Source organism: Pseudomonas sp. H2_A10 (assembly GCF_054680085.1).
Genome location: NZ_CP162821.1, coordinates 5,904,030 through 5,924,822, shown reverse-complemented (window position 1 = coordinate 5,924,822; position 20,793 = coordinate 5,904,030). Strand labels below are relative to the sequence as shown.

Here is a 20,793-nt window from a genome sequence, read left to right as displayed (position 1 = left end):
CAGAAAGAACTCACTGCCATAACAATAATGCACATGGAGTAGCGTCGATGACCTCAGTAAACCAGTTCTGGCGCCGGGCAAGATTGCCCCTGACCGTCAGCCTCGCCTCTACGCTCGCCGGGCCTGCATTCGGCGTCAGTTTCAATATCGGTGAAATCGAAGGGAGCTTTGACTCGTCGCTTTCTGTGGGGGCGAGTTGGGGCACGGCTAAACCCAACAAAGATCTGATTGGCGTCAACAATGGTGGCTCGGGCTTGTCCCAAACCTCCGACGACGGTCACCTGAATTTCAAACGTGGTGAGACGTTCTCGAAGATCTTCAAGGGCATTCATGATCTGGAACTGAAGTACGGCGATACCGGTGTGTTTGTGCGTGGCAAGTATTGGTATGACTTTGAGTTGAAAGACGAGAGTCGTCAGTTCAAAGACATCAGCGACAGCAACCGCAAAGAGGGGGCCAAGTCATCCGGCGGCCAAATTCTTGATGCATTCGTTTATCACAACTATGCAATTGCCGATCAGCCTGGGTCGGTGCGCTTTGGCAAGCAGGTTGTCAGTTGGGGGGAAAGTACCTTCATCGGCGGCGGCATCAACTCTGTCAACCCTATCGATGTGTCCGCGTTCCGTCGTCCGGGGGCCGAGATCAAGGAAGGCCTGATTCCGGTCAACATGTTCTATGTGTCGCAGACCTTGACCGATAACTTGTCGGCCGAGGCGTTTTATCAGTTGGAGTGGGATCAGACTGTTACAGATAACTGTGGGACATTCTTTTCGCAGCCGGACGTAGTTTCGGATGGTTGCAGCGACAATTTGCGCCTGCTCGCCAAGCGTTCGACCATTGCAGCCACTGCTCCAGGCCGTGGCGCGTTGGCACAGTTCGACGCGCGGGGTCTGAACATCAACGAAGAGGGTACGTTGGTGCGGCGTGGCGGTGATCGTGACGCGCGTGATAGTGGCCAGTTTGGTGTGGCCATGCACTACAACTTTGAACCGCTGGACACCGAGTTCGGTGCCTACTTCATGAATTATCACAGTCGCGCACCGATCTTCAGCGCAACCGCCGCTCCTGCATCGGCCTACACAGTGGCTCCCGCTTTTGGCTCCCTGGCGCCAGTGTTCATTGCGGGTAACTCCAAGTATTTCATTGAGTACCCTGAAGATATCCGTCTCTATGGGTTGAGCTTCTCCACCACTTTGCCTACAGGGACGGCCTGGAGCGGTGAAATCAGCTACCGCCCTAATGCACCGGTGCAACTCAATACAACCGACATTCTCTACGCGGGTGTGAGAGATTTGGGCGGTCTTTATCAAAATGCTTCCCCGCTTCGCGGTGCGAAGGGTCAAGACTTGAATGGCTACCGTCGCAAGGAAATCACTCAATTCCAGACCACACTGACGCATTTCTTTGATCAGGTGATGGGCGCGAGCCGTTTGACCCTGGTAGGTGAGGTGGGTATCACTCATGTGGGTGGGCTGGAGAGCAAGTCTGATGCACGTTACGGTCGTGACCCGGTGTTTGGTCCGGGTGCATTGCCAGCCACTTTAGGACGTAATACCTGCTCGGCAATTCTTAACACGGGAACCATCGGTGGTGCAGGGCCCGGCGCCGATGCCAGCAATCTTTCCGAGAATTGCAACAATGACGGCTTCACCACTGCTACCTCCTGGGGTTATCGCGGTCGTGCGATCTGGGAATACCCGGATGTCTTCGCAGGTGTGAATCTCAAGCCAAGCGTGGCGTGGTCCCACGACGTCAAAGGTTACTCGCCAGGCCCTGGTGCTAACTTCGAAGAAGGTCGAAAAGCCGTCAGCCTCGGTCTGGACGCCGAATACCAGAACACCTACACCGCCAGCCTGAACTACACCAACTTTTTTGGCGGTGATTACAGCACTGTTGATGATCGAGACTTCGTCGCCCTCAGCGTTGGCGTGAACTTCTAAGCACACTGCATTTCAGGAAGAACAAGAACATGAAAATAACCAAAAGTCTGTTGCACGTGGGTGTGCTTGGGCTGTCGATCCTGGCGAGTAACGTCATGGCGGCAGTATCGGCGGATGAAGCCGCCAAGCTGGGCACGACCCTGACCCCAATGGGCGCCGAAATGGCTGGGAACGCGGCCGGCACCATCCCGAAATGGTCGCCGATGCCGACCAACGCCGGGGCTGTGGATGCCAGGGGGTTCCTTGCCAACCCGTACGCCAGTGAGCAACCGCAATTCACCATCACCGCGCAGAACGTCGAGCAGTACAAGGACAAGCTGGCACCGGGGCAGTACGCGATGTTCAAGCGTTACCCGGAGACCTTCAAGATGCCGGTCTACCCGACCCATCGCGGTGCCACGGTGCCGGCGGAGGTGTTCGCCTCCATCAAGAAGAACGCCACCACCACCAACCTGGTGTCCGGCGGCAACGGCCTGGAAAACTTTGAAACCGCCGTGCCGTTCCCGATCCCAAAAAGCGGTGTGGAAGTCATCTGGAACCACATCACCCGTTATCGCGGCGGCAGCGTGACGCGCCTGGTCACCCAGGCTACGCCGCAAACCAACGGTTCCTACAGCCTGGTGTACTTCCGCGATCAGTTCGTGTTCCGCGACAAGATGAAGGATTTCGACCCGAAAAACCCGGGCAACATCCTGTTCTACTTCAAGCAGCAAGTGACGGCGCCGGCACGTCTGGCCGGTGGTGTGCTGCTGGTGCATGAAACCCTGGACCAAGTGAAGGAGCCGCGTTCGGCGTGGGTCTACAACGCCGGCCAGCGCCGTGTGCGCCGGGCACCGCAAGTGTCCTATGACGGCCCGGGTACCGCCGCCGACGGCCTGCGCACCTCCGACAACCTCGACATGTACAACGGTGCGCCGGATCGCTACGACTGGAAACTGGAAGGCAAGAAGGAAATCTACATCGCCTCCAACAGCTACAAGATCGACGATCCCAAGCTCAAGTACGCCGACATCATCAAGGCCGGCCACATCAACCAGGACCTCACGCGCTACGAACTGCGCCGCGTCTGGCATGTGGTCGCCACCTTGAAGGAAGGCCAGCGTCACATCTATGCCAAGCGTGACTTCTACATCGACGAAGACACCTGGCAAGCCGCGGTGATCGATCACTACGATGGTCGTGGCCAACTGTGGCGCGTCGCCGAAGCCCATGGCGAGAACTACTACGACAAGCAAGTGCCGTGGTACGCCCTGGAAACCCTCTACGACCTGCAGTCCGGCCGCTACCTGGCCCTGGGCATGAAGAACGAAGAGAAGCAGGCGTATGACTTCGGCTTCACCGCCACCACCAGCGACTTTACCCCAGCGGCCCTGCGCCAGGATGGTGTTCGCTAAGCAGCAGCGGTAACCCAATGTGGGAGGGGGCTTGCTCCCGATAGCGGTGTGACAGTCAGCATAGGCATTGACTGATCCACCTTTATCGGGAGCACGCCCCCTCCCACTTTTTGTTTGTTGCGATATTTTTTGTCTCAGTTCTTTTTCAGGCAAATGTTGCAAAGATCTACAAAGCAGCGGCTTTTACCGCTAGTCTGCGGACATCTGCAATGCCGACAACAGCCTTCTACAAGAGCCCGGCGATGACTGATCTGTCCCGAATCCAAGGGCCTCCCAGTGCGGTGATCCCAACCCTGGAAGGTCGCTTCTACAGGCCTCCGCTGCCCGACGGCTACGTGCCGCGACCGCGGCTGTGCGAGCGGCTGAGCGCCGGTCTGCAAGGGCGACTGTTGCTGGTCAGCGCACCGGCCGGGTTCGGCAAGAGTTCGTTGGCCGTAGAGTTCTGCCAGAGCCTGCCGGCGCACTGGCAAAGCCTGTGGCTGGGCCTGAGCCCGCGAGACAACGACCCGGGCCGGTTTCTTGAGCGCCTGCTTGAAGGCTTGCAGCAGTACTTCCCGCAACTGGGCAGCCATTCCCTGGGCCTGTTGAAAATGCGCCAGCGGCACCAACCGTTTGCCTTTGAAGAGTGGCTTGACGGCTTGCTTGATGAGTTGGCCGTTCACCTGTCTACTCGCGCGCCGCTGTTGCTGGTGCTGGATGACTACCATCTGGCCCAGGGCCCGGTGCTGGATCGCTGCCTGCAATTTTTCCTCAACCATTTGCCTGACGGCCTGCTGGTACTGGTGACCAGTCGCCAGCGCCCTGACTGGCACCTGGCACGCTTGCGTCTGTCACGGCACTTGCTGGAGTTGCACGAACAAGACCTGCGTCTGACCCATGCCGAATCCCTGGCGGTGCTGGACCGCCACAGCAGTTCCCTGAAGGGCGAGGCCCTCGACAACCTGATCCGCCGCAGCGAGGGTTGGGTGGCCGGCCTGCGTTTCTGGTTGCTGGCCGCGTCCGAAGCCGGCAACGAAGGCGCGTTGCCGCAAAGCCTGCACGGTGGGGAAGGGCTGATCCGCGACTACCTGCTCGAAGAAGTGATCGACTGCCTGCCCGCCGAAGTGCAGGCGTTCCTGTTCGACACCGCGCCCCAGGAGCGCTTTTGCAGCGAGCTGTGCGATGCCGTGCGCGAAGCCCACGACAGCGCGGAAATCCTGCGTTATCTACAAGCCCATCAAGTGTTTTTGGTGCCTCTGGACGAGCAGGGGCACTGGTACCGTTATCACCACTTATTCTCCGACCTGCTGCGTACCCGACGCGCAAGCAACAACCTATTACCCGCCGCCAGCCTGCACCTGCGCGCGTGTCGTTGGTTCAATGGCCAAGGCCTGATCGACGAGGCGGTGGAGCAGGCGTTGCGCGCCGGCCACCTCGATGTGGCGGCGAACCTGGTGCAGAACCTGTCCGAGGAACAGCTGCTGGCCGAACAGAATGTGGGCATGCTGCTGCGCTGGAAAATGGACCTGCCCGACAGCCTGCTGATCAGCACGCCGCGTCTGATCGTGCTGTACAGCTGGGCATTGGGGCTGGCCTGCCAGTTGGATGCGGCGGAAGAGTTGTCCGGCTACCTCAGCCGCTTCCTGCCGGCGCCGTCGGCCACCGCACAAAAGTCGATGCTGGCCCAGTGGCTGGCGCTGAGCGGAATTATCGCGCGGGGCCGAGGTGATCGTGAGTTGACCCAGCGCTATTGCAGCGAGGCCCTGGAAAGCTTGCCGCAGCGGCGGTACGGCCAGCGCCTGGTGTGCCTGTCGACGCTGTCCAACCTGGCCATCGCCGATGGCGATCTGTGGCGCGCCCGCGGCTTGAACCGTGAATCCTTGGAGCTGGCGCAGCGGGTCGGCAACCCGCTGTTCGAGGCCCTGGCCCACTATGACCGTGCGCGTGTCCTGCAGGCGCGCGGCGAGATCCTGCGTGCCCTCGATGAGGTGCGCCAGGGCCTGCAACGTTTGCAGGGCCTGGCGCCGCAACGCTTGTACGCGGTGCGCGCGCGCCTGTCGTTGTACGAAGGGTACTTGCTGTTGTTACGCAACCAGCCCGACGCCGGCATCAGCCATCTTCGCGCAGGCCTGGCCGAAGCGCGTGCCTGTCGCGACATCAGCGTGCTGATCGGCCATTGCGTGATCGCCAGCTTCGAAGGGCGCCGTGGTGACTTTGCCAAGGCCTTCGCCGAACTGGCCGAGGCGGAGCGCTTGATGCACATTTGGGATGTGCCGCCGATCTACTACCTGGCGATGATCACCCTGATCAAATGCGAACTGTGGCTGGCCCAGGGCCGCACCGACCTGGCCGACGCCTGGCTGACCCGACTGGGGCAGACCTATAACGGTGAGCAGGCCGCCGCCGCGCCGGAGTTTCATCCGCACCTGCCGCAACATATCGGCCTGCAACAAGCCGCGCTCGATGCCGTCCGCCATCAACCCGACGCGGCATTGCAACGGCTCGCTGCACTGGCACAGCGGGCCCATGACAGCGGGCGCCTGATGATTGCCCTGATGGCGCTTACCCAACAGGCGCAGTTGCTGCTCGATGGCGGCCAGGAACTCACGGCACGGCCGGTGTTGGCCCGGGCGCTTGAAACGGGCGCAGGCGGGGCATTGCAACCCTTCCAGCGCTTGCTGGACAGCTACCCGGACTGGATGCGCGAGCAGTTGGGCAAAGACCCGCACGGCCTACTGAGCCAGAGCCTGTCGGCACTGTTGCCGGCGGCCGTAATAGCCGAAACAGTATCCAATCACGAAACCCTGAGCGTGCGTGAACTGGCAGTCCTGCAACTCATCGCCCAAGGTTGCTCCAACCAGGAGATCAGCAACCGGTTGTTTATCTCCCTGCACACGGTCAAGACCCACGCCAGCCATATCAACAGCAAACTTGGCGTGGAGCGACGCACCCAGGCTGTCGCGCGGGCGCAGGAGTTGAGGTTGATTGGTTAACGCCTGACCGCTTGCTCACCGGGGGCCGCGAAGCGCCCACCTACTCTGGTTTAATAGTGCAATTATTCTGGCGATAGCCGCCCGAACACCGCATTTGATGTGCACTAGAGGTCCGTTCATGGAAACCGCAACACCATCCCTCATCCGCGAAACCTTCCCCGTCGGCCCTTTGCAGTGCAACTGCACCATCATCGGCGACTCCCTCACCAAAAAAGCCATCGTGGTCGACCCGGGCGGCAATCCGGAATTGATCCTGGCGCGCCTGGATGCGCTGGGTTTGAAGGTGGTGAGCATCATCCATACCCATGCCCACCTGGATCACTTCCTGGCCTCGGGCCAGTTGAAAGAGAAGACCGGCGCCACCTTGCACCTGCACAAGGACGATCAGTTCCTGTGGGACAACCTGGAAATGCAGTGTCAGATGTTTCGCGTGCCTTACACGCCAGTACCGTCTCCGGATCGCTGGCTGGACCACGATGAAGAGTTGGCCTGCGGCTGCGGCGTAGCGTTGCACACTCCGGGCCACACGCCAGGATCGATGAGCTTCTGGTTTGCCGATGCCAAGTTACTGATTGCCGGAGATACGTTGTTTCGACGTGGCGTAGGGCGTACGGATTTGTGGGGCGGGGACCAGGCGACCCTCGTGCGCTCGATCAAGCAGCGCCTCTACACGCTGGATGAGGGCGCCACGGTGGTAGCGGGGCATGGGCCCGATACGCGGCTGGGTGATGAAATGCGCGAGAACCCGTTTGTGCGAGCGTGATGGGCAAGCGAGCAATCTGTTGTAGCAAAACCGCAGGTTGTGTTCAGCCTGCGTCTGCTACGGTTTCACAGCAGCGGCAGGCCGAATCTTTTGTTACGGCTCGGCGCGCGCCAACGGAATCTTTGCCGTTTGTCGTGTTCAAAACTGCGCACAGGTCCATTGCCAATTGTCCTCTGCACCACAGAATGCAAAAGTAGGAGCTCACCTTAATGTTCACTCCGCGTCGTCTGCTTGTTGTCGCCACCGCCGTAGCCATGTTGTCCGGCTGCGCTTCACCTAATCCTTATGATGGCAGCAGCCAGGGACAGGCGAATAACGAATCCGGCGGTATGAGCAAAACCGCCAAGTACGGTGGGCTCGGTGCCCTGGCGGGTGCGTTGGCTGGTGCGGCCATCGACCATAACAACCGTGGCAAGGGCGCGCTGATCGGTGCCGTTGTTGCTGGTGCAGGTGCGGCCGGTTATGGATACTACGCTGACCAGCAAGAGAAAAAGCTGCGCGAAAGCATGGCCAACACCGGGGTTGAAGTGCAGCGCCAGGGCGACCAGATCAAGTTGATCATGCCGGGCAACATCACCTTCGCCACCAACTCGGACGCGATCTCCAGCAGCTTCTACCAGCCGCTGAACAACCTGGCCAACTCCCTCAAGCAGTTCAACCAGAATACGATCCAGATCGTCGGCTACACCGACAGCACCGGTAGCCGTCAGTTGAACATGGACCTGTCCCAGCGTCGTGCGCAGAGCGTGGCCAACTACCTGACGTCCCAAGGTGTGAACGGCGCCAACCTGAGTGCTCGCGGTGCCGGCCCGGACAACCCGATTGCCAGCAACGCCGACGTCAATGGCCGCGCGCAGAACCGTCGCGTAGAGGTCAACCTTGGCCCTATCCCTGGCCAGCAATACGGCCAGCCGTCGGGCCAGCAGCAGGCACCTCAGCAAAACAATCAGTTCCAGGGCAACCCGTACCAGCAGTATCAATAAACGCTGGCCACAAAAAAGGGCGCCGTGCAGTCAATGCACGGCGCCCTTTTTTGTGGCTGTCGGTTACATCAATCGATGTATTCGAACACTTTGACGATCTTCTGTACGCCGGACACGCCTTGCACCAGGTTGGCGGCGCGGGTGGCTTCGGCCTGGGTCAGCAGGCCCATCAGGTAGACGATGCCGTTGTCGGTGACGACTTTGATGCGCGAGCCGGGGATGGCGTTGTCTGTCAGCATCTGCGCCTTGATCTTGGTGGTCAGCAGCGCATCGTTGCTGATGGCCAACAGGGTGATCGGGTCCATCACTTGCAGTTCGTTATGGACCTTCTTGACCCGCTGCACCGAAGCGGCGGCTTGTTCGGCCTGGGCCTTGAGGTCGGCGCGCGGGGTTTGACCAGCCAGCAGTACCACGCCGTTGAAGCTGGTTACGACGATGCGCGATGCACCGTTGCCCAGGTCCGTTGCGGCTTTGGCGATGTTGACTTCAACCTTGGTTTCGATCAATGAGTCGTCAATCTTGCTGCCGAAGGTACGGGTGCCCTTGTCATCCTGAATAGGGGTGTCACGTGTCGCAGTGATTGCCGTGCTGCAGCCGCTGATACCGAGGCACAGCGTAATGGCCAAGAGGCCGAGGCGGTTAACGGTCATTCTTCACTCCCAAACAGTTGGCTGTCGATCAGATCGCACAGGCAGTGGATCGCCAGCAGGTGGACTTCCTGAATACGTGCGGTGACATTGGCCGGGACGCGAATCTCGACATCTTCGGGCAGCAGCAGCGAAGCCATGCCGCCGCCATCGCGTCCGGTCAATGCTACGACAATCATTTCGCGATCATGTGCGGCCTGGATCGCTTGAATAATATTCGCCGAGTTGCCACTGGTGGAAATCGCCAGCAGCACATCGCCTGGTTGGCCCAGGGCGCGGATCTGCTTGGAGAAGATTTCGTTGTAGCTGTAGTCGTTGGCGATCGAGGTGATCGTCGACGAGTCGGTGGTCAAGGCGATGGCCGGCAGGCTCGGGCGCTCACGCTCGAAGCGGTTGAGCAGCTCGGACGAGAAATGCTGGGCGTCGCCGGCCGAACCGCCGTTGCCGCACGAGAGCATTTTGCCTTCGTTTAGCAAGGCATTGACCATGACCTGACTGGCTTGCTCGATGTGCGGTGCAAGTACGTCCATCGCCTGTTGCTTGGTGTCGATACTGGCCTGGAAAAGCTGGCGAATTCGGGATTGCATGTCCATCTGTGTGACCTTAAGTAGCGCGGCTGTTTGGCACAGGAATGTGCAGCCCGCAAAGCAAAGAGCAAAAGTGTGTGGTGAAGATGTCCGGCGAATCAGCTGTCGAAGGCATCTTTGAGCCAGTTCAGATCAGCGTTGCCTGACGGTGTGCTTTCTATGGCAACCACGTCGAAACGGCAGGGGGAATCGGCCCAGCGATGCTCTTTTTGCAGAAAAAACTGCGCGGCGAGTATCAGCTTTTGACGCTTGCGCCCGTCGATACTGGCGAGCGCGCCACCCCATTGTGCGTGTTTTCTGTAGCGGACTTCGACGAATACTACTGTATCGCCGTCAAGCATGACCAGATCAAGCTCGCCGCGTTTACACAACCAGTTCTGCGCCAGAAGGCGCAGACCCTGTCGTTGCAGGTGGTTCAGCGCTTGCAGTTCGGCATCCTTGCCGCTTTGTGCGCTGGACCGCTCGGGCATCAGCGCGGGGTATCCGGCAGACGTTGGATATCGCCACCGACGAACTTCGCCCATGGCATCTGGCGGTCAACGCGTTGGTTGGCGCTGATGCCCAGGTTGCCCGAGAGGCCATCCACACGGGTGTCCGGCAATGCTTTGAGCTGGCCCAGGCGTGGTGCCAGGCGGTAGGCATCGACACCCATCGCGTACAGGCGGCCGAGGCTGCCATTGGCTTGTGGCCATTGTGCGGCAACCTGGTTGCGCAGCGGGTCGGTGGTGTTAAGCAGCCAAGGGGTTTCGCAGAACATCACGTTGGTCATGTCCAGGTACTGGTTTTTGTCACCGCTGGCGCTGAATACGTGGGACGTCGCGTACACCGGTACGTCACCTGCATATTGGAAGTTCAGGGTCGGCTTGATCTGCTGGGCCAGTTGCGGGGTGACGGCCAGGAAGATGAACTCGATGTCCTGGCGACGCGACGGCTGCGCCGCTACGTCAGTGCCGACGGTGTTTTGCAGGCTCTTGGCGCGACCTTCGCTTTTACGCAGTTGGAACAGGTCGGCAATCTGTTGGGCCAGGGCAACCGGCTGATCCACGTACTCTACGCCGACCACGGTGCCGCCATTGGCTTCCCAGTCCTGGCGGAACGCCCTGTAGACGCGCTCACCCCATTCGCCACGCGGCACCATGGCAGCGGCGCGGTGCAAGCCGTCGGCACGGGCACGGCGCGAGACTTCGCGGGCTTCATCCTCGGCGGCCAGGCCGAACTGGAACAGTTGCGCCGGGCCCCGATCGGTCTCGCTGTAGTTAAGCGCCAGGGTGGTGATCGGCAACTGAGCGCGCGCGCTGAGTTGCTTGACCAATGGTTTTTCCAGCGGGCCGACCACCAACTGCACGCCGGCGGCCTGGGCCTTGGCGTAGAACTCGTCGATGGAGTTCAGGCGTGAGCTGTCATAGAACTCGATGACCGGAGGTTTCTGCCCGGCTTGTTCAGCCTGGTAGTGAGCCGCCATGAAGCCTTCGCGCAGCGCTTTGCCGACAGAGGCCAGCGGGCCATCCTGTGGCAGCAGCAGGGCGATCTTGTTAAGTGGTTGGCTGGCCAGTTCCTTGAGCTTGGTCAGCGGAGTGGGCAGTTGCACGGCCGCCGGGTGCCCCGGGTTCTGTGCACGCCAGGTGTCGATAGCGGCCTGCTGTTGCTCCAGCGTGCCGGCGCCCTTGATCGATTGGGCCAGGGTGATCCAGCCGTCCAGCACCGGGTTGCCGCTGGCCTGCAACTGTTCGGCAGGCAGGGCGGCAATCAAGGTCCAGATGGTTTCGTGGTTGCTCTTGGCGGCATCGCCGGTCAGCAATGGCGCCATGGCGACACGCTCACGCGCCGCGGCGAGGGTCTGGCCGTCGGCTTCATAGGCACGGGCATGCACGCTGGCGGTGCGAATCTGCTGTTCCGGCGGCAAATCCTTGAGGTTTTGCAGGCTCGGATGGTTCAAGGCGGTCAGCGCCGCCTTGGGCTGGTTGCGCGCCATGGCCAGTTCGGCAGCCAGGGTGCTGGCAAATACCTGCGCGGCCGGCTTGAGGGTATCCAGAGGCACCTGCGCAAGAATCTGCGACGAGCGGCCAGGGTTGTTCTGTTTGTAGGCTAGGTCCGCCGCACTCAGGCGCAGCAATGCAGCCTTTTCTGGCGTCTTGGCGGTAGTGGCCTGTTCGAGCAGTTGCTCGATACTGGCGTCCGGGGTCCGTGGAAGGTCGCCAAGGCTGGACGAGGGCGAGCTGGCGCAAGCGGCCAGTAAGGCAGCGAGGCAGAGGGCGGAGAGCAGCCGCAGGCAAGCGATCATGTAAGTGTTCCTGATACCGATCAAATTAGCGTGGAAGTGTACCCAAGCACTGGCCCAGGCGCGATGTTACTGGCGTGAAACCGTCGATTTAGGTCGTGCAAATGTTGCTGTCAGTGATCAACGGCTGAAAAGGCATCGGCCGTGATGGCATTTTTTAAAGGCGTCTACGCGCTACAATGCCGCTTTTGCCAACCATCGAGGTGTGCGTTTTGACTGCTCCAGGTCCTTTGAATTCCACTGCAGGCTCGCTTTTTGTCGTGGCGACGCCCATTGGCAACCTGGACGACATCAGTGCGCGGGCGCTGAAAGTGCTGCGCGAGGTTAAATTGATCGCGGCGGAAGACACGCGCCACTCCCAGCGGTTGATGCAGCATTTTGGTATCAGTACGCCATTGGCCGCATGCCACGAGCATAACGAGCGCGAAGAAGGCAGTCGTTTTATCGTGCGCCTGTTGGCCGGTGACGATGTGGCGCTGATTTCCGATGCGGGCACGCCGCTGATCTCAGACCCCGGTTATCACTTGGTTCGCCAGGCGCGGGCCGCGGGTATCAATGTAGTGCCTGTTCCGGGTGCGTGCGCGCTTATCGCGGCATTGTCGGCGGCGGGCCTGCCGTCCGACCGGTTTATTTTCGAAGGTTTCCTGCCGGCCAAGGCAGTGGGGCGGCGCGCACGTCTTCAGGCGGTAAAGGAAGAGCCACGCACGTTGATTTTTTACGAAGCCCCGCACCGTATCCTGGAATGTCTGCAGGACATGGAATTGGTTTTTGGCGGCGATCGCCTGGCGTTGCTGGCGCGTGAACTGACCAAAACCTTTGAAACCCTCAAGGGCCTGCCACTGGAGGAGTTGCGCGCGTTCGTCGAGGGCGACAGCAATCAGCAACGCGGTGAGTGCGTAGTGTTGGTGGCCGGCTGGACGGCGCCGGAGGCTGAAGACGCCGTCGGCAGCGAGGCCATGCGTATTCTGGATCTGCTGCTCAAGGAAATGCCCCTCAAGCGTGCGGCGGCCCTGGCGGCGGAAATTACCGGTCTGCGCAAGAATGTGTTGTATCAAGTGGCGCTGGATAAACAGAAAGCCGAATAGTTCCGAGGTTAAAGCGGTATTACGTCTGAACGTGATGGCCATGCTGCACTTTAATACTTGTCCTGAGGCCGTCGTGCCGTTAACCTGCGCGGCGGAGAGTCGATTGGACAGTCGCTGCCCTCTATGAAAATTAGGGGGGGAGGAAAGTCCGGGCTCCATAGGGCGAAGTGCCAGGTAATGCCTGGGAGGCGTGAGCCTACGGAAAGTGCCACAGAAAATAACCGCCTAAGCGCTTCGGTGCCGGTAAGGGTGAAAAGGTGCGGTAAGAGCGCACCGCACGACTGGCAACAGTTCGTGGCTAGGTAAACCCCACTTGGAGCAAGACCAAATAGGGTCCCAAGGCGTGGCCCGCGCTGGGACCGGGTAGGTTGCTAAAGGTGTCCAGTGATGGCCATCGTAGACGAATGACTGTTCAAGACAGAACCCGGCTTACAGATCGACTCTCCACCTTTTTCCTTCTGCTCGACTCTCGGGCAGAAAACCGGTAGTAACGCAAGAATCCCTCCCTGCCAAATCATTGGCAGATGCATCTTCGTAATACCAAAAAAATCTTACTCTTAATAAATCACTTTAACTTCGAGTCACAGCGCTTTGAGTTGTTTGTGTTTGCAGGGTCAAAAACTACGTCGAACTCGGGTTTCTCCTCCTTTTACGCTCCTAAATCTCCGTTCTGTAAGGCTTTTCCTTGAATCCGCGCCTTGACGGTGTGGTGGGCGCATTCCTATAGTGTGCGCAAGTGGCGGAAAGTGGCACAAAGTGGGTTTTTTGAACGTAAAACGCTAAAATTTGGAGAAACGCATCTGTGTTTCGCGGAGCTAACGCTATCAGTCTCGATGCAAAAGGCCGTCTCGCCATGCCGAGCCGGTATCGTGACGAGCTGATTTCGCGAAGTTCCGGACAGTTGATCATCACCATCGATGCCGTTGACCCTTGTTTATGTGTTTACCCGCTCGATGAGTGGGAGTTGATTGAAACCAAGTTGCGCGCCCTGCCTTCATTGCGTGAAGAAAACCGCCGTCTTCAGCGTTTGCTGATTGGTAATGCCGTCGACCTCGAGCTCGACGGCAGTGGTCGTTTCCTGGTGCCGCCGCGTCTGCGCGAGTACGCCAAGCTGGACAAGCGCGCAATGCTGGTCGGCCAACTGAACAAGTTCCAATTGTGGGACGAAGATGCCTGGGATGCTGTTTCTGCAGCTGACCTGGCGGCTATTCAACAACCGGGCGCCATGCCTGATGAACTGCGTGATTTGATTCTGTGACTATTGATAGCGGCTTTAACCACATCACCGTACTGCTTGACGAAGCCGTTGAGGCTCTCGCCGTGCGCGCGGATGGCTGCTATCTGGATGGCACTTTCGGCAGGGGCGGGCATAGCCGGTTGATACTCAGCCAGCTCGGGCCCGACGGAACACTCCTCGGGTTCGACAAAGACCCCCAAGCGATTGCCACCGGGCAAGCGCTAGCGGCCGAAGACGGCCGCTTTGTCGTTGTGCAGCGTAGCTTTGCCGAGCTGGGTGCCGAAGTGGCCGAGCGTGGCATGGCGGGTAAGGTGGCCGGGGTTTTGCTCGATCTGGGCGTGTCCTCGCCACAGCTTGATGATCCGGAGCGCGGCTTCAGTTTCATGAACGACGGCCCGCTCGACATGCGCATGGACCCGACCCGTGGTGTGAGTGCCGCGCAATTTATCGCCACCGCGCCGGTGGAAGAAATCGCCCGTGTGTTCAAGGAATACGGTGAAGAGCGTTTCGCCGGCCGCATGGCTCGCGCCGTGGTCGAGCGCCGCGAGACCCAACCGTTCGAACGCACCGCCGACCTGGCCGAAGTGCTCAAGGTCGCCAACCCCGCGTGGGAAAAGGGCAAGAACCCCGCGACCCGTGCGTTTCAGGGCCTGCGCATTCACGTCAACAATGAATTGGGCGATCTGGAGGCTGGCCTCGAAGCCGCCCTCGAGGCGCTGGAAGTGGGCGGTCGCCTGGTGGTGATCAGCTTCCATTCGCTGGAAGACCGTATCGTCAAATTGTTCATGCGCCGCCTGGTCAAGGGCGAGTCCGACAATCTGCCGCGCAACTTGCCGGTGCGTTTCGAGGCCTTTGTGCCGAAAATCAAAATCCATGGCAAGGCACAGTTCGCTTCCGAAGCCGAGCTGAAGGCCAACCCACGTTCCCGTAGCGCGGTCATGCGTGTCGCGGAGAAGTTGCGGTGAGCAAGCTTTTCGCCAAACCCCTGCCGGGCGGCAGCTTCTTTATGTTGCTGCTGTTTGTCGGCGTGCTGGTGTCCGCGATTGCGGTGTCCTACAGCGCCCACTATAACCGCCAGTTGCTCAACACCCTGTACGGGGAACTGAGCGTGCGCGACAAGGCGCAGGCGGAATGGGGGCGGTTGATCCTGGAGCAAAGCACCTGGACGGCCCATAGCCGTATCGAAGTGCTGGCTACCGAACAGTTGAAAATGCACATTCCGGGCGCGGCCGACGTTCGCATGGTGGCGCCATGATGAAACTCGAAGGCGCACTGTACCCGTGGCGTTTCCGTCTGATGCTCGGCTTGCTGGCATTGATGGTGGGTGCGATCGCCTGGCGGATCGTCGACCTGCAAGTGGTCGACCGCGACTTCCTGATCGGCCAGGGCGACGCCCGTAGCCTGCGGCATATTCCCATTCCCGCGCACCGCGGCCTGATCACCGACCGTAACGGCGAGCCCCTGGCCGTCAGTACGCCGGTCACCACCTTGTGGGCCAATGCCAAGGAACTGCAAGTGGCCAAGGATCGCTGGCCAGCGCTCGCTGCCGCTCTTGGGCAAGACCCGAAGGCCCTGGCCGAGCGCCTGGAAGCCCAGGCCAATAAAGAATTCATCTACCTGGTTCGCGGCCTGACCCCTGAACAAGGCCAGCAAGTGCTCGACCTTAAAGTGCCCGGTGTCTACGGCATCGAGGAATTCCGCCGTTTCTACCCGGCCGGTGAAACCACCGCGCATATGGTCGGCTTTACCGACATCGATGACCACGGTCGCGAAGGTGTGGAGCTGGCCTACGATGAATGGCTGGCCGGAGTGCCCGGCAAGCGACAAGTCATCAAGGATCGGCGCGGCAGGCTGATCAAAGATGTCCAGGTCACCAAGAACGCCAAGGCCGGCAAACCCTTGGCGTTGTCGATTGACCTGCGCCTGCAATACCTGGCCAACCGCGAGTTGCGTAACGCGATCATCGAGAACGGCGCCAAGGCCGGTAGCCTGGTGATCATGGACGTGAAGACCGGCGAGATCCTCGCCATGGTCAACCAGCCGACCTACAACCCGAACAACCGTCGCAACCTGCAACCGGCGATGATGCGCAACCGCGCCATGATCGACGTGTTCGAGCCGGGTTCGACCATGAAAGCGATCTCCATGAGTGCCGCCCTGGAAACCGGACGCTGGAAACCCAGCGACAAGGTCGAGGTGTATCCAGGCACCTTGCAGTTGGGCAAGTACACCATTCGTGACGTGTCGCGCACCGAAGGCCCGGTGCTGGATTTGACAGGTATCCTGATCAACTCCAGTAACGTGGGCATGAGTAAGGTTGCCTTCGATATCGGTGGCGAGACCATCTACCACCTGGCGCAAAAAATCGGCCTGGGCCAGCCCACCGGTCTGGATTTCCCCGGTGAGCGCGTCGGCAACCTGCCGAACTACCGCGACTGGAAAAAAGCCGAGACCGCCACGCTTTCCTACGGTTACGGCCTATCGGTGACGGCGATCCAACTGGCGCATGCCTTTTCGGTATTGGCCAATAATGGCCGCATGGTGCCGTTGAGCCTGATTCACGTCGACGAAGCGCCGAAAGCCACCCAGGTGATTCCGGAAAACGTCGCCAAGACCATGCAGGGCATGCTCCAACAAGTGATCGAAGCGCCACGTGGTGTGTTCCGCGCCCAGGTGCCGGCGTATCACGTGGCAGGCAAGTCCGGCACCGCGCGTAAAACCTCGGTGGGCACCAAGGGCTACGCCGAAAACTCCTACCGTTCGCTGTTCGCCGGCTTCGGCCCGATGAGCGACCCACGCTACGCCATCGTCGTGGTCATCGACGAGCCGAGCAAGGCCGGTTACTTCGGTGGCCTGGTATCGGCGCCGGTGTTCAGCAAAGTGATGTCCGGCACCCTGCGCCTGATGAACATCACGCCGGACAACCTGCCGCCGACCCAACAAGCGAACGCCGTACCTCCGGCCGCTGCAGTCAAAGCCAATGGAGGGCGCGGCTGATGTCTCTTAGCCTGAATAAGATATTTGCCCATGCCGGCCGCGATCTGCTGATTCGCGAGTTGACCCTGGACAGCCGTAATGTGCGCGCCGGTGACCTGTTCCTGGCGGTGCCGGGCGGCAAGTACGATGGCCGTGCGCACATCGCCGATGCCCTGCAGCGCGGCGCGGCGGCGGTGGCCTATGAGGCTGAAGGCGCCACCGTGCTGCCGATCACCGACGTGCCGTTGATTCCGGTCAAGGGCCTGGCCAAGCAATTGTCCGACATCGCCGGGCGTTTTTACGGCGAGCCGAGCCGTCACCTCAATCTGGTGGGCGTGACCGGCACCAACGGCAAGACCAGCGTGACCCAATTGGTCGCTCAGGCTCTCGACCTGCTGGGCCAGCATTGCGGCATTGTCGGTACCCTGGGCACCGGTTTCTACGGCGCGCTGCAAAGCGGCCTGCACACCACGCCGAACCCGATTGCCGTGCAAGCGACCCTGGCCGACCTGAAAAAGGCCGGGGCCAAGGCCGTTGCCATGGAGGTGTCTTCCCACGGTCTGGATCAAGGTCGTGTCACCGCCCTGGCGTTTGACGTGGCAGTGGTGACTAACCTGTCCCGCGACCATCTGGATTACCACGGCACCATGGAGGCGTACGCCGCCGCCAAGGCCAAGCTGTTTGCCTGGAATGACCTGAAGTGCCGGGTGGTCAACCTGGATGACGCGTTCGGCCGCCAGTTGGCCACCGAAGACAGCGAAGCGCGCCTGATCAGCTACAGCCTGCTGGATTCCAGCGCGTACTTGTATTGCCGCGAAGCCCAGTTCAATGACGAGGGCGTACGCGCCACGTTGGTCACGCCCCAGGGCGAACACCACCTGCGTAGCACCTTGCTCGGTCGTTTCAACCTGAGCAACGTACTTGCCGCCATAGGCGCCTTGCTCGGCCTGGATTACGCCCTCGACGAGATCCTCAAGGTGTTGCCGAAACTGGAAGGCCCGGCCGGTCGCATGCAACGCCTGGGTGGCGGCAAGCAGCCGCTGGTGGTGGTCGATTACGCTCACACCCCGGACGCCTTGGAAAAAGTCCTCGAAGCGCTGCGCCCACATGCCAAAGGCAAACTGCTTTGCCTGTTCGGTTGCGGCGGTGATCGCGATCGCGGCAAGCGCCCGCTGATGGCCGAGATTGTCGAGCGTCTGGCCGATGGCGTCCTCGTCACCGACGACAACCCGCGCAGCGAAGACCCGAGCCGGATTTTCGACGATATCCGTACGGGCTTCAAAGACGTGTCCAAGGCCACTTTTATTGCCGGTCGCGGGGCTGCCATTGCCCAACTGATCGCCAGCGCCAGCGTTGACGATGTGGTGGTGCTGGCCGGTAAAGGCCATGAGGACTATCAGGAAATCAACGGCGAGCGTCATGCCTTCTCCGATCTGGTCGAGGCCGCTAACGCCTTGACCGCCTGGGAGGTGGCCCATGCTTAAGGCGATGACGTTCAGCGAACTGGCCCAGGCGCTGTCGGCCCGCGTACTGTCGAGCGACTGCACCTTTAATGGCGTGAGTATTGATAGTCGTAACATTCAGCCGGGGCAGCTGTTCGTCGCCCTGGCCGGCCCGCGTTTCGACGGGCATGACTACCTCAATGATGTCGCCGCCAAAGGTGCCGTCGGTGCGTTGGTGCAGCGTGAAGTGCCTGACTCCGCCTTGCCGCAATTGCTGGTCGCCGACACCCGCCTGGCCCTGGGCCGGCTGGGTGCGCTGAACCGCGCCGCGTTCGCCAAGCCGGTTGCAGCCGTCACCGGCTCCAGCGGCAAGACCACGGTCAAGGAACTGCTCGCCGGTGTGCTGCGCACACGCGGCCCGGTGCTTGCGACCCGTGGCAACCTGAACAACGATTTCGGCGCGCCACTGACCCTGCTCGAACTGGCCCCGGAACATACCGCGGCAGTGATCGAACTGGGCGCTTCGCGCATCGGCGAAATTGCTTACACCGTGGCGCTGACCAAGCCCCACGTGGCGATCATCAACAATGCCGGTACCGCCCACGTCGGTGAGTTCGGTGGCCCGGAAAAAATCGTCGAAGCCAAGGGCGAAATCCTTGAAGGCCTCGACGCTTCGGGCACCGCCGTACTGAACCTCGACGATAAGGCCTTTGAGACTTGGCGTGTACGCGCCGCCGGTCGCAAGGTCCTGACCTTTGCCGTGTCGAACGCGGCCGCCGACTTTCATGCCGGCGACATCACCGTCGACGCCCGTGGCTGCCCGTCCTTCACCTTGCACACCCCGCAAGGTGACGAGCACGTGCAGTTGAACCTGCTCGGCAACCATAACGTCGCCAACGCCCTGGCCGCTGCCGCCGCCGCCCATGCCTTGGGCGTGTCGCTGTTCGGTATCGCGACGGGCCTGGGTGCGGTGCAGCCGGTCAAGGGGCGCACCGTGGCGCAGCTATCGAGCAACGGCATGCGCGTGATTGATGACACTTACAACGCCAACCCGTCTTCCATAAACGCCGCCGTGGATCTGCTCAACAGCTTTGCCGGACGCAAGGTGCTGGTATTGGGCGATATCGGTGAGTTGGGCGATTGGGCCGAACAAGGCCATCGTGACGTCGGCGCGTATGCCGCCGGTAAAGTCGACGCCCTCTACGCGGTCGGCACGAACATGGCGCACGCCGTCAACGCTTTCGGCCCCGGTGCGCAGCATTTCGCCACCCAGGTCGAGCTGATCGAGGCGCTGACGGCCGCCGAACACGACAAACACACAACCATTTTGATCAAGGGATCGCGCAGCGCGGTGATGGAAAACGTCGTCGCAGCCTTGTGTGGCTCAAGTACGGAGAAACATTAATGCTGCTGCTGCTGGCTGAGTATCTGCAACAGTTCCACAAAGGCTTCGCGGTCTTTCAGTACCTGACCCTGCGCGGGATCCTGGGTGTGCTGACCGCGCTGTCGCTGTCGCTGTTTTTAGGGCCGTGGATGATCCGCACCCTGCAGAACCTGCAAATTGGTCAATCGGTTCGTAATGACGGCCCGCAGTCGCACCTGTCCAAGTCCGGCACCCCGACCATGGGCGGCGCGCTGATCCTGTCGTCCATTGGCATCAGCACCTTGCTGTGGGCCGACCTGCACAACCGCTACGTGTGGGTGGTGTTGCTGGTGACCCTGCTGTTCGGCGCCATCGGCTGGGTGGATGACTACCGCAAGGTGATCGAGAAAAACTCCAAGGGGCTGCCGAGCCGCTGGAAGTACTTCTGGCAGTCGGTGTTCGGCCTTGCCGCCGCGATCTTCCTGTACACCACCGCGCCGAGCGCCGTGGAAACCACTTTGATCATTCCGATGCTCAAGGACGCCAGCATCCCCCTGGGCATCGGCTTCGTGGTGTTGACCTACTTTGTGATCGTCGGCTCCAGCAACGCGGTCAACCTGACCGACGGGCTCGACGGCCTGGCGATCATGCCGACAGTGATGGTGGGCGGTGCGCTCGGCATCTTCTGCTACCTGTCGGGTAACGTGAAATTCGCCGAGTACCTGCTGATCCCCTATGTACCGGGCGCGGGTGAGCTGATTGTGTTCTGCGGCGCGCTGATCGGTGCCGGCCTGGGTTTCCTGTGGTTCAACACCTACCCGGCACAAGTCTTCATGGGCGACGTCGGCGCACTGGCGCTGGGCGCGGCCCTGGGCACCATCGCGGTGATCGTTCGCCAGGAAATCGTGTTGTTCATCATGGGCGGTGTGTTCGTGATGGAAACCCTGTCGGTGGTCATCCAGGTGGCGTCCTTCAAGTTGACCGGGCGTCGCGTGTTCCGCATGGCGCCGATTCACCACCATTTTGAACTCAAGGGCTGGCCCGAGCCGCGTGTGATTGTCCGTTTCTGGATCATCACCGTGATTCTGGTACTGGTCGGCCTTGCCACCCTGAAACTGAGGTAGAA

General features: G+C 60.6%; 17 protein-coding genes and 1 other RNA gene. 14 read left to right on the top strand and 4 right to left on the bottom strand.

The window, feature by feature from the left end:
* Nucleotides 1-47 precede the first annotated feature (47 nt).
* From AB4O23_RS27520 to AB4O23_RS27500, 5 genes are all read left to right on the top strand, one after another.
* Nucleotides 48-1,940, top strand: a complete 1,893-nt coding sequence (locus AB4O23_RS27520; RefSeq protein ID WP_460150341.1) for a DUF1302 domain-containing protein — start codon at nucleotides 48-50, stop codon at nucleotides 1,938-1,940.
* 29 nt (nucleotides 1,941-1,969) lie between these two features.
* Nucleotides 1,970-3,334 (top strand): DUF1329 domain-containing protein, encoded by a 1,365-nt coding sequence (locus AB4O23_RS27515; protein ID WP_065877275.1) that lies wholly within the window; start codon nucleotides 1,970-1,972, stop codon nucleotides 3,332-3,334.
* A 242-nt stretch (nucleotides 3,335-3,576) separates the two neighbouring features.
* Nucleotides 3,577-6,306, top strand: a complete 2,730-nt coding sequence (locus AB4O23_RS27510) for a LuxR C-terminal-related transcriptional regulator (RefSeq protein ID WP_135196383.1) — start codon at nucleotides 3,577-3,579, stop codon at nucleotides 6,304-6,306.
* A gap of 118 nt (nucleotides 6,307-6,424) precedes the next feature.
* Nucleotides 6,425-7,069 (top strand): MBL fold metallo-hydrolase, encoded by a 645-nt coding sequence (locus AB4O23_RS27505; RefSeq protein WP_017526167.1) that lies wholly within the window; start codon nucleotides 6,425-6,427, stop codon nucleotides 7,067-7,069.
* A 209-nt stretch (nucleotides 7,070-7,278) separates the two neighbouring features.
* A complete protein-coding gene (locus tag AB4O23_RS27500; RefSeq protein WP_017526168.1) occupies nucleotides 7,279-8,052 on the top strand; it encodes an OmpA family lipoprotein in 774 nt (257 codons plus the stop codon).
* Between the two features lie 68 nt (nucleotides 8,053-8,120).
* Here the strand turns inward: AB4O23_RS27500 and AB4O23_RS27495 are convergent, their stop codons facing one another.
* The 4 genes from AB4O23_RS27495 to AB4O23_RS27480 form a co-directional block, all read right to left on the bottom strand.
* A complete protein-coding gene (locus AB4O23_RS27495; RefSeq protein WP_017526169.1) occupies nucleotides 8,121-8,702 on the bottom strand; it encodes a BON domain-containing protein in 582 nt (193 codons plus the stop codon).
* A complete protein-coding gene (locus tag AB4O23_RS27490; protein ID WP_007904374.1) occupies nucleotides 8,699-9,292 on the bottom strand; it encodes a phosphoheptose isomerase in 594 nt (197 codons plus the stop codon). Before AB4O23_RS27490 ends, AB4O23_RS27495 begins: the two co-directional genes overlap by 4 nt.
* Nucleotides 9,293-9,384: 92 nt before the next feature.
* Nucleotides 9,385-9,756: a YraN family protein gene (locus tag AB4O23_RS27485; protein WP_017526170.1), complete on the bottom strand. Its 372-nt coding sequence runs from the start codon at nucleotides 9,754-9,756 to the stop codon at nucleotides 9,385-9,387.
* Entirely contained in the window at nucleotides 9,756-11,567 is a 1,812-nt protein-coding gene (locus tag AB4O23_RS27480; protein ID WP_017526171.1) for a penicillin-binding protein activator, read from the bottom strand. Before AB4O23_RS27480 ends, AB4O23_RS27485 begins: the two co-directional genes overlap by 1 nt.
* 176 nt (nucleotides 11,568-11,743) lie before the next feature.
* On the opposite strand from AB4O23_RS27480, the gene rsmI reads away from it, so the two are divergent.
* From rsmI to mraY, 9 genes are all read left to right on the top strand, one after another.
* A complete protein-coding gene (gene rsmI, locus AB4O23_RS27475) occupies nucleotides 11,744-12,649 on the top strand; it encodes a 16S rRNA (cytidine(1402)-2'-O)-methyltransferase (protein ID WP_017526172.1) in 906 nt (301 codons plus the stop codon).
* A 95-nt stretch (nucleotides 12,650-12,744) separates the two neighbouring features.
* An RNA gene (gene rnpB, locus AB4O23_RS27470) (RNase P RNA component class A) lies at nucleotides 12,745-13,097 on the top strand.
* A 354-nt stretch (nucleotides 13,098-13,451) separates the two neighbouring features.
* Nucleotides 13,452-13,907, top strand: a complete 456-nt coding sequence (mraZ, locus tag AB4O23_RS27465) for a division/cell wall cluster transcriptional repressor MraZ (RefSeq protein WP_003171868.1) — start codon at nucleotides 13,452-13,454, stop codon at nucleotides 13,905-13,907.
* Nucleotides 13,904-14,851 carry a 16S rRNA (cytosine(1402)-N(4))-methyltransferase RsmH gene (rsmH, locus tag AB4O23_RS27460; protein ID WP_017526173.1) on the top strand — a complete coding sequence of 316 codons (948 nt, stop codon included), beginning with the start codon at nucleotides 13,904-13,906 and terminating at the stop codon, nucleotides 14,849-14,851. Before mraZ ends, rsmH begins: the two co-directional genes overlap by 4 nt.
* Nucleotides 14,848-15,141 carry a cell division protein FtsL gene (ftsL, locus tag AB4O23_RS27455; protein ID WP_004371991.1) on the top strand — a complete coding sequence of 98 codons (294 nt, stop codon included), beginning with the start codon at nucleotides 14,848-14,850 and terminating at the stop codon, nucleotides 15,139-15,141. Before rsmH ends, ftsL begins: the two co-directional genes overlap by 4 nt.
* A complete protein-coding gene (locus AB4O23_RS27450; RefSeq protein ID WP_175404190.1) occupies nucleotides 15,141-16,883 on the top strand; it encodes a peptidoglycan D,D-transpeptidase FtsI family protein in 1,743 nt (580 codons plus the stop codon). The genes ftsL and AB4O23_RS27450 overlap by 1 nt, the downstream gene beginning before the upstream one ends.
* On the top strand, nucleotides 16,883-18,346 hold the full coding sequence (gene murE / locus AB4O23_RS27445) for a UDP-N-acetylmuramoyl-L-alanyl-D-glutamate--2,6-diaminopimelate ligase (protein WP_017526175.1): 1,464 nt from the start codon (nucleotides 16,883-16,885) through the stop codon (nucleotides 18,344-18,346). The genes AB4O23_RS27450 and murE overlap by 1 nt, the downstream gene beginning before the upstream one ends.
* A complete protein-coding gene (locus AB4O23_RS27440; protein WP_460061526.1) occupies nucleotides 18,339-19,709 on the top strand; it encodes a UDP-N-acetylmuramoyl-tripeptide--D-alanyl-D-alanine ligase in 1,371 nt (456 codons plus the stop codon). Before murE ends, AB4O23_RS27440 begins: the two co-directional genes overlap by 8 nt.
* A complete protein-coding gene (mraY, locus tag AB4O23_RS27435) occupies nucleotides 19,709-20,791 on the top strand; it encodes a phospho-N-acetylmuramoyl-pentapeptide-transferase (RefSeq protein ID WP_003171875.1) in 1,083 nt (360 codons plus the stop codon). The genes AB4O23_RS27440 and mraY overlap by 1 nt, the downstream gene beginning before the upstream one ends.
* The last annotated feature ends 2 nt before the right edge of the window (nucleotides 20,792-20,793 follow it).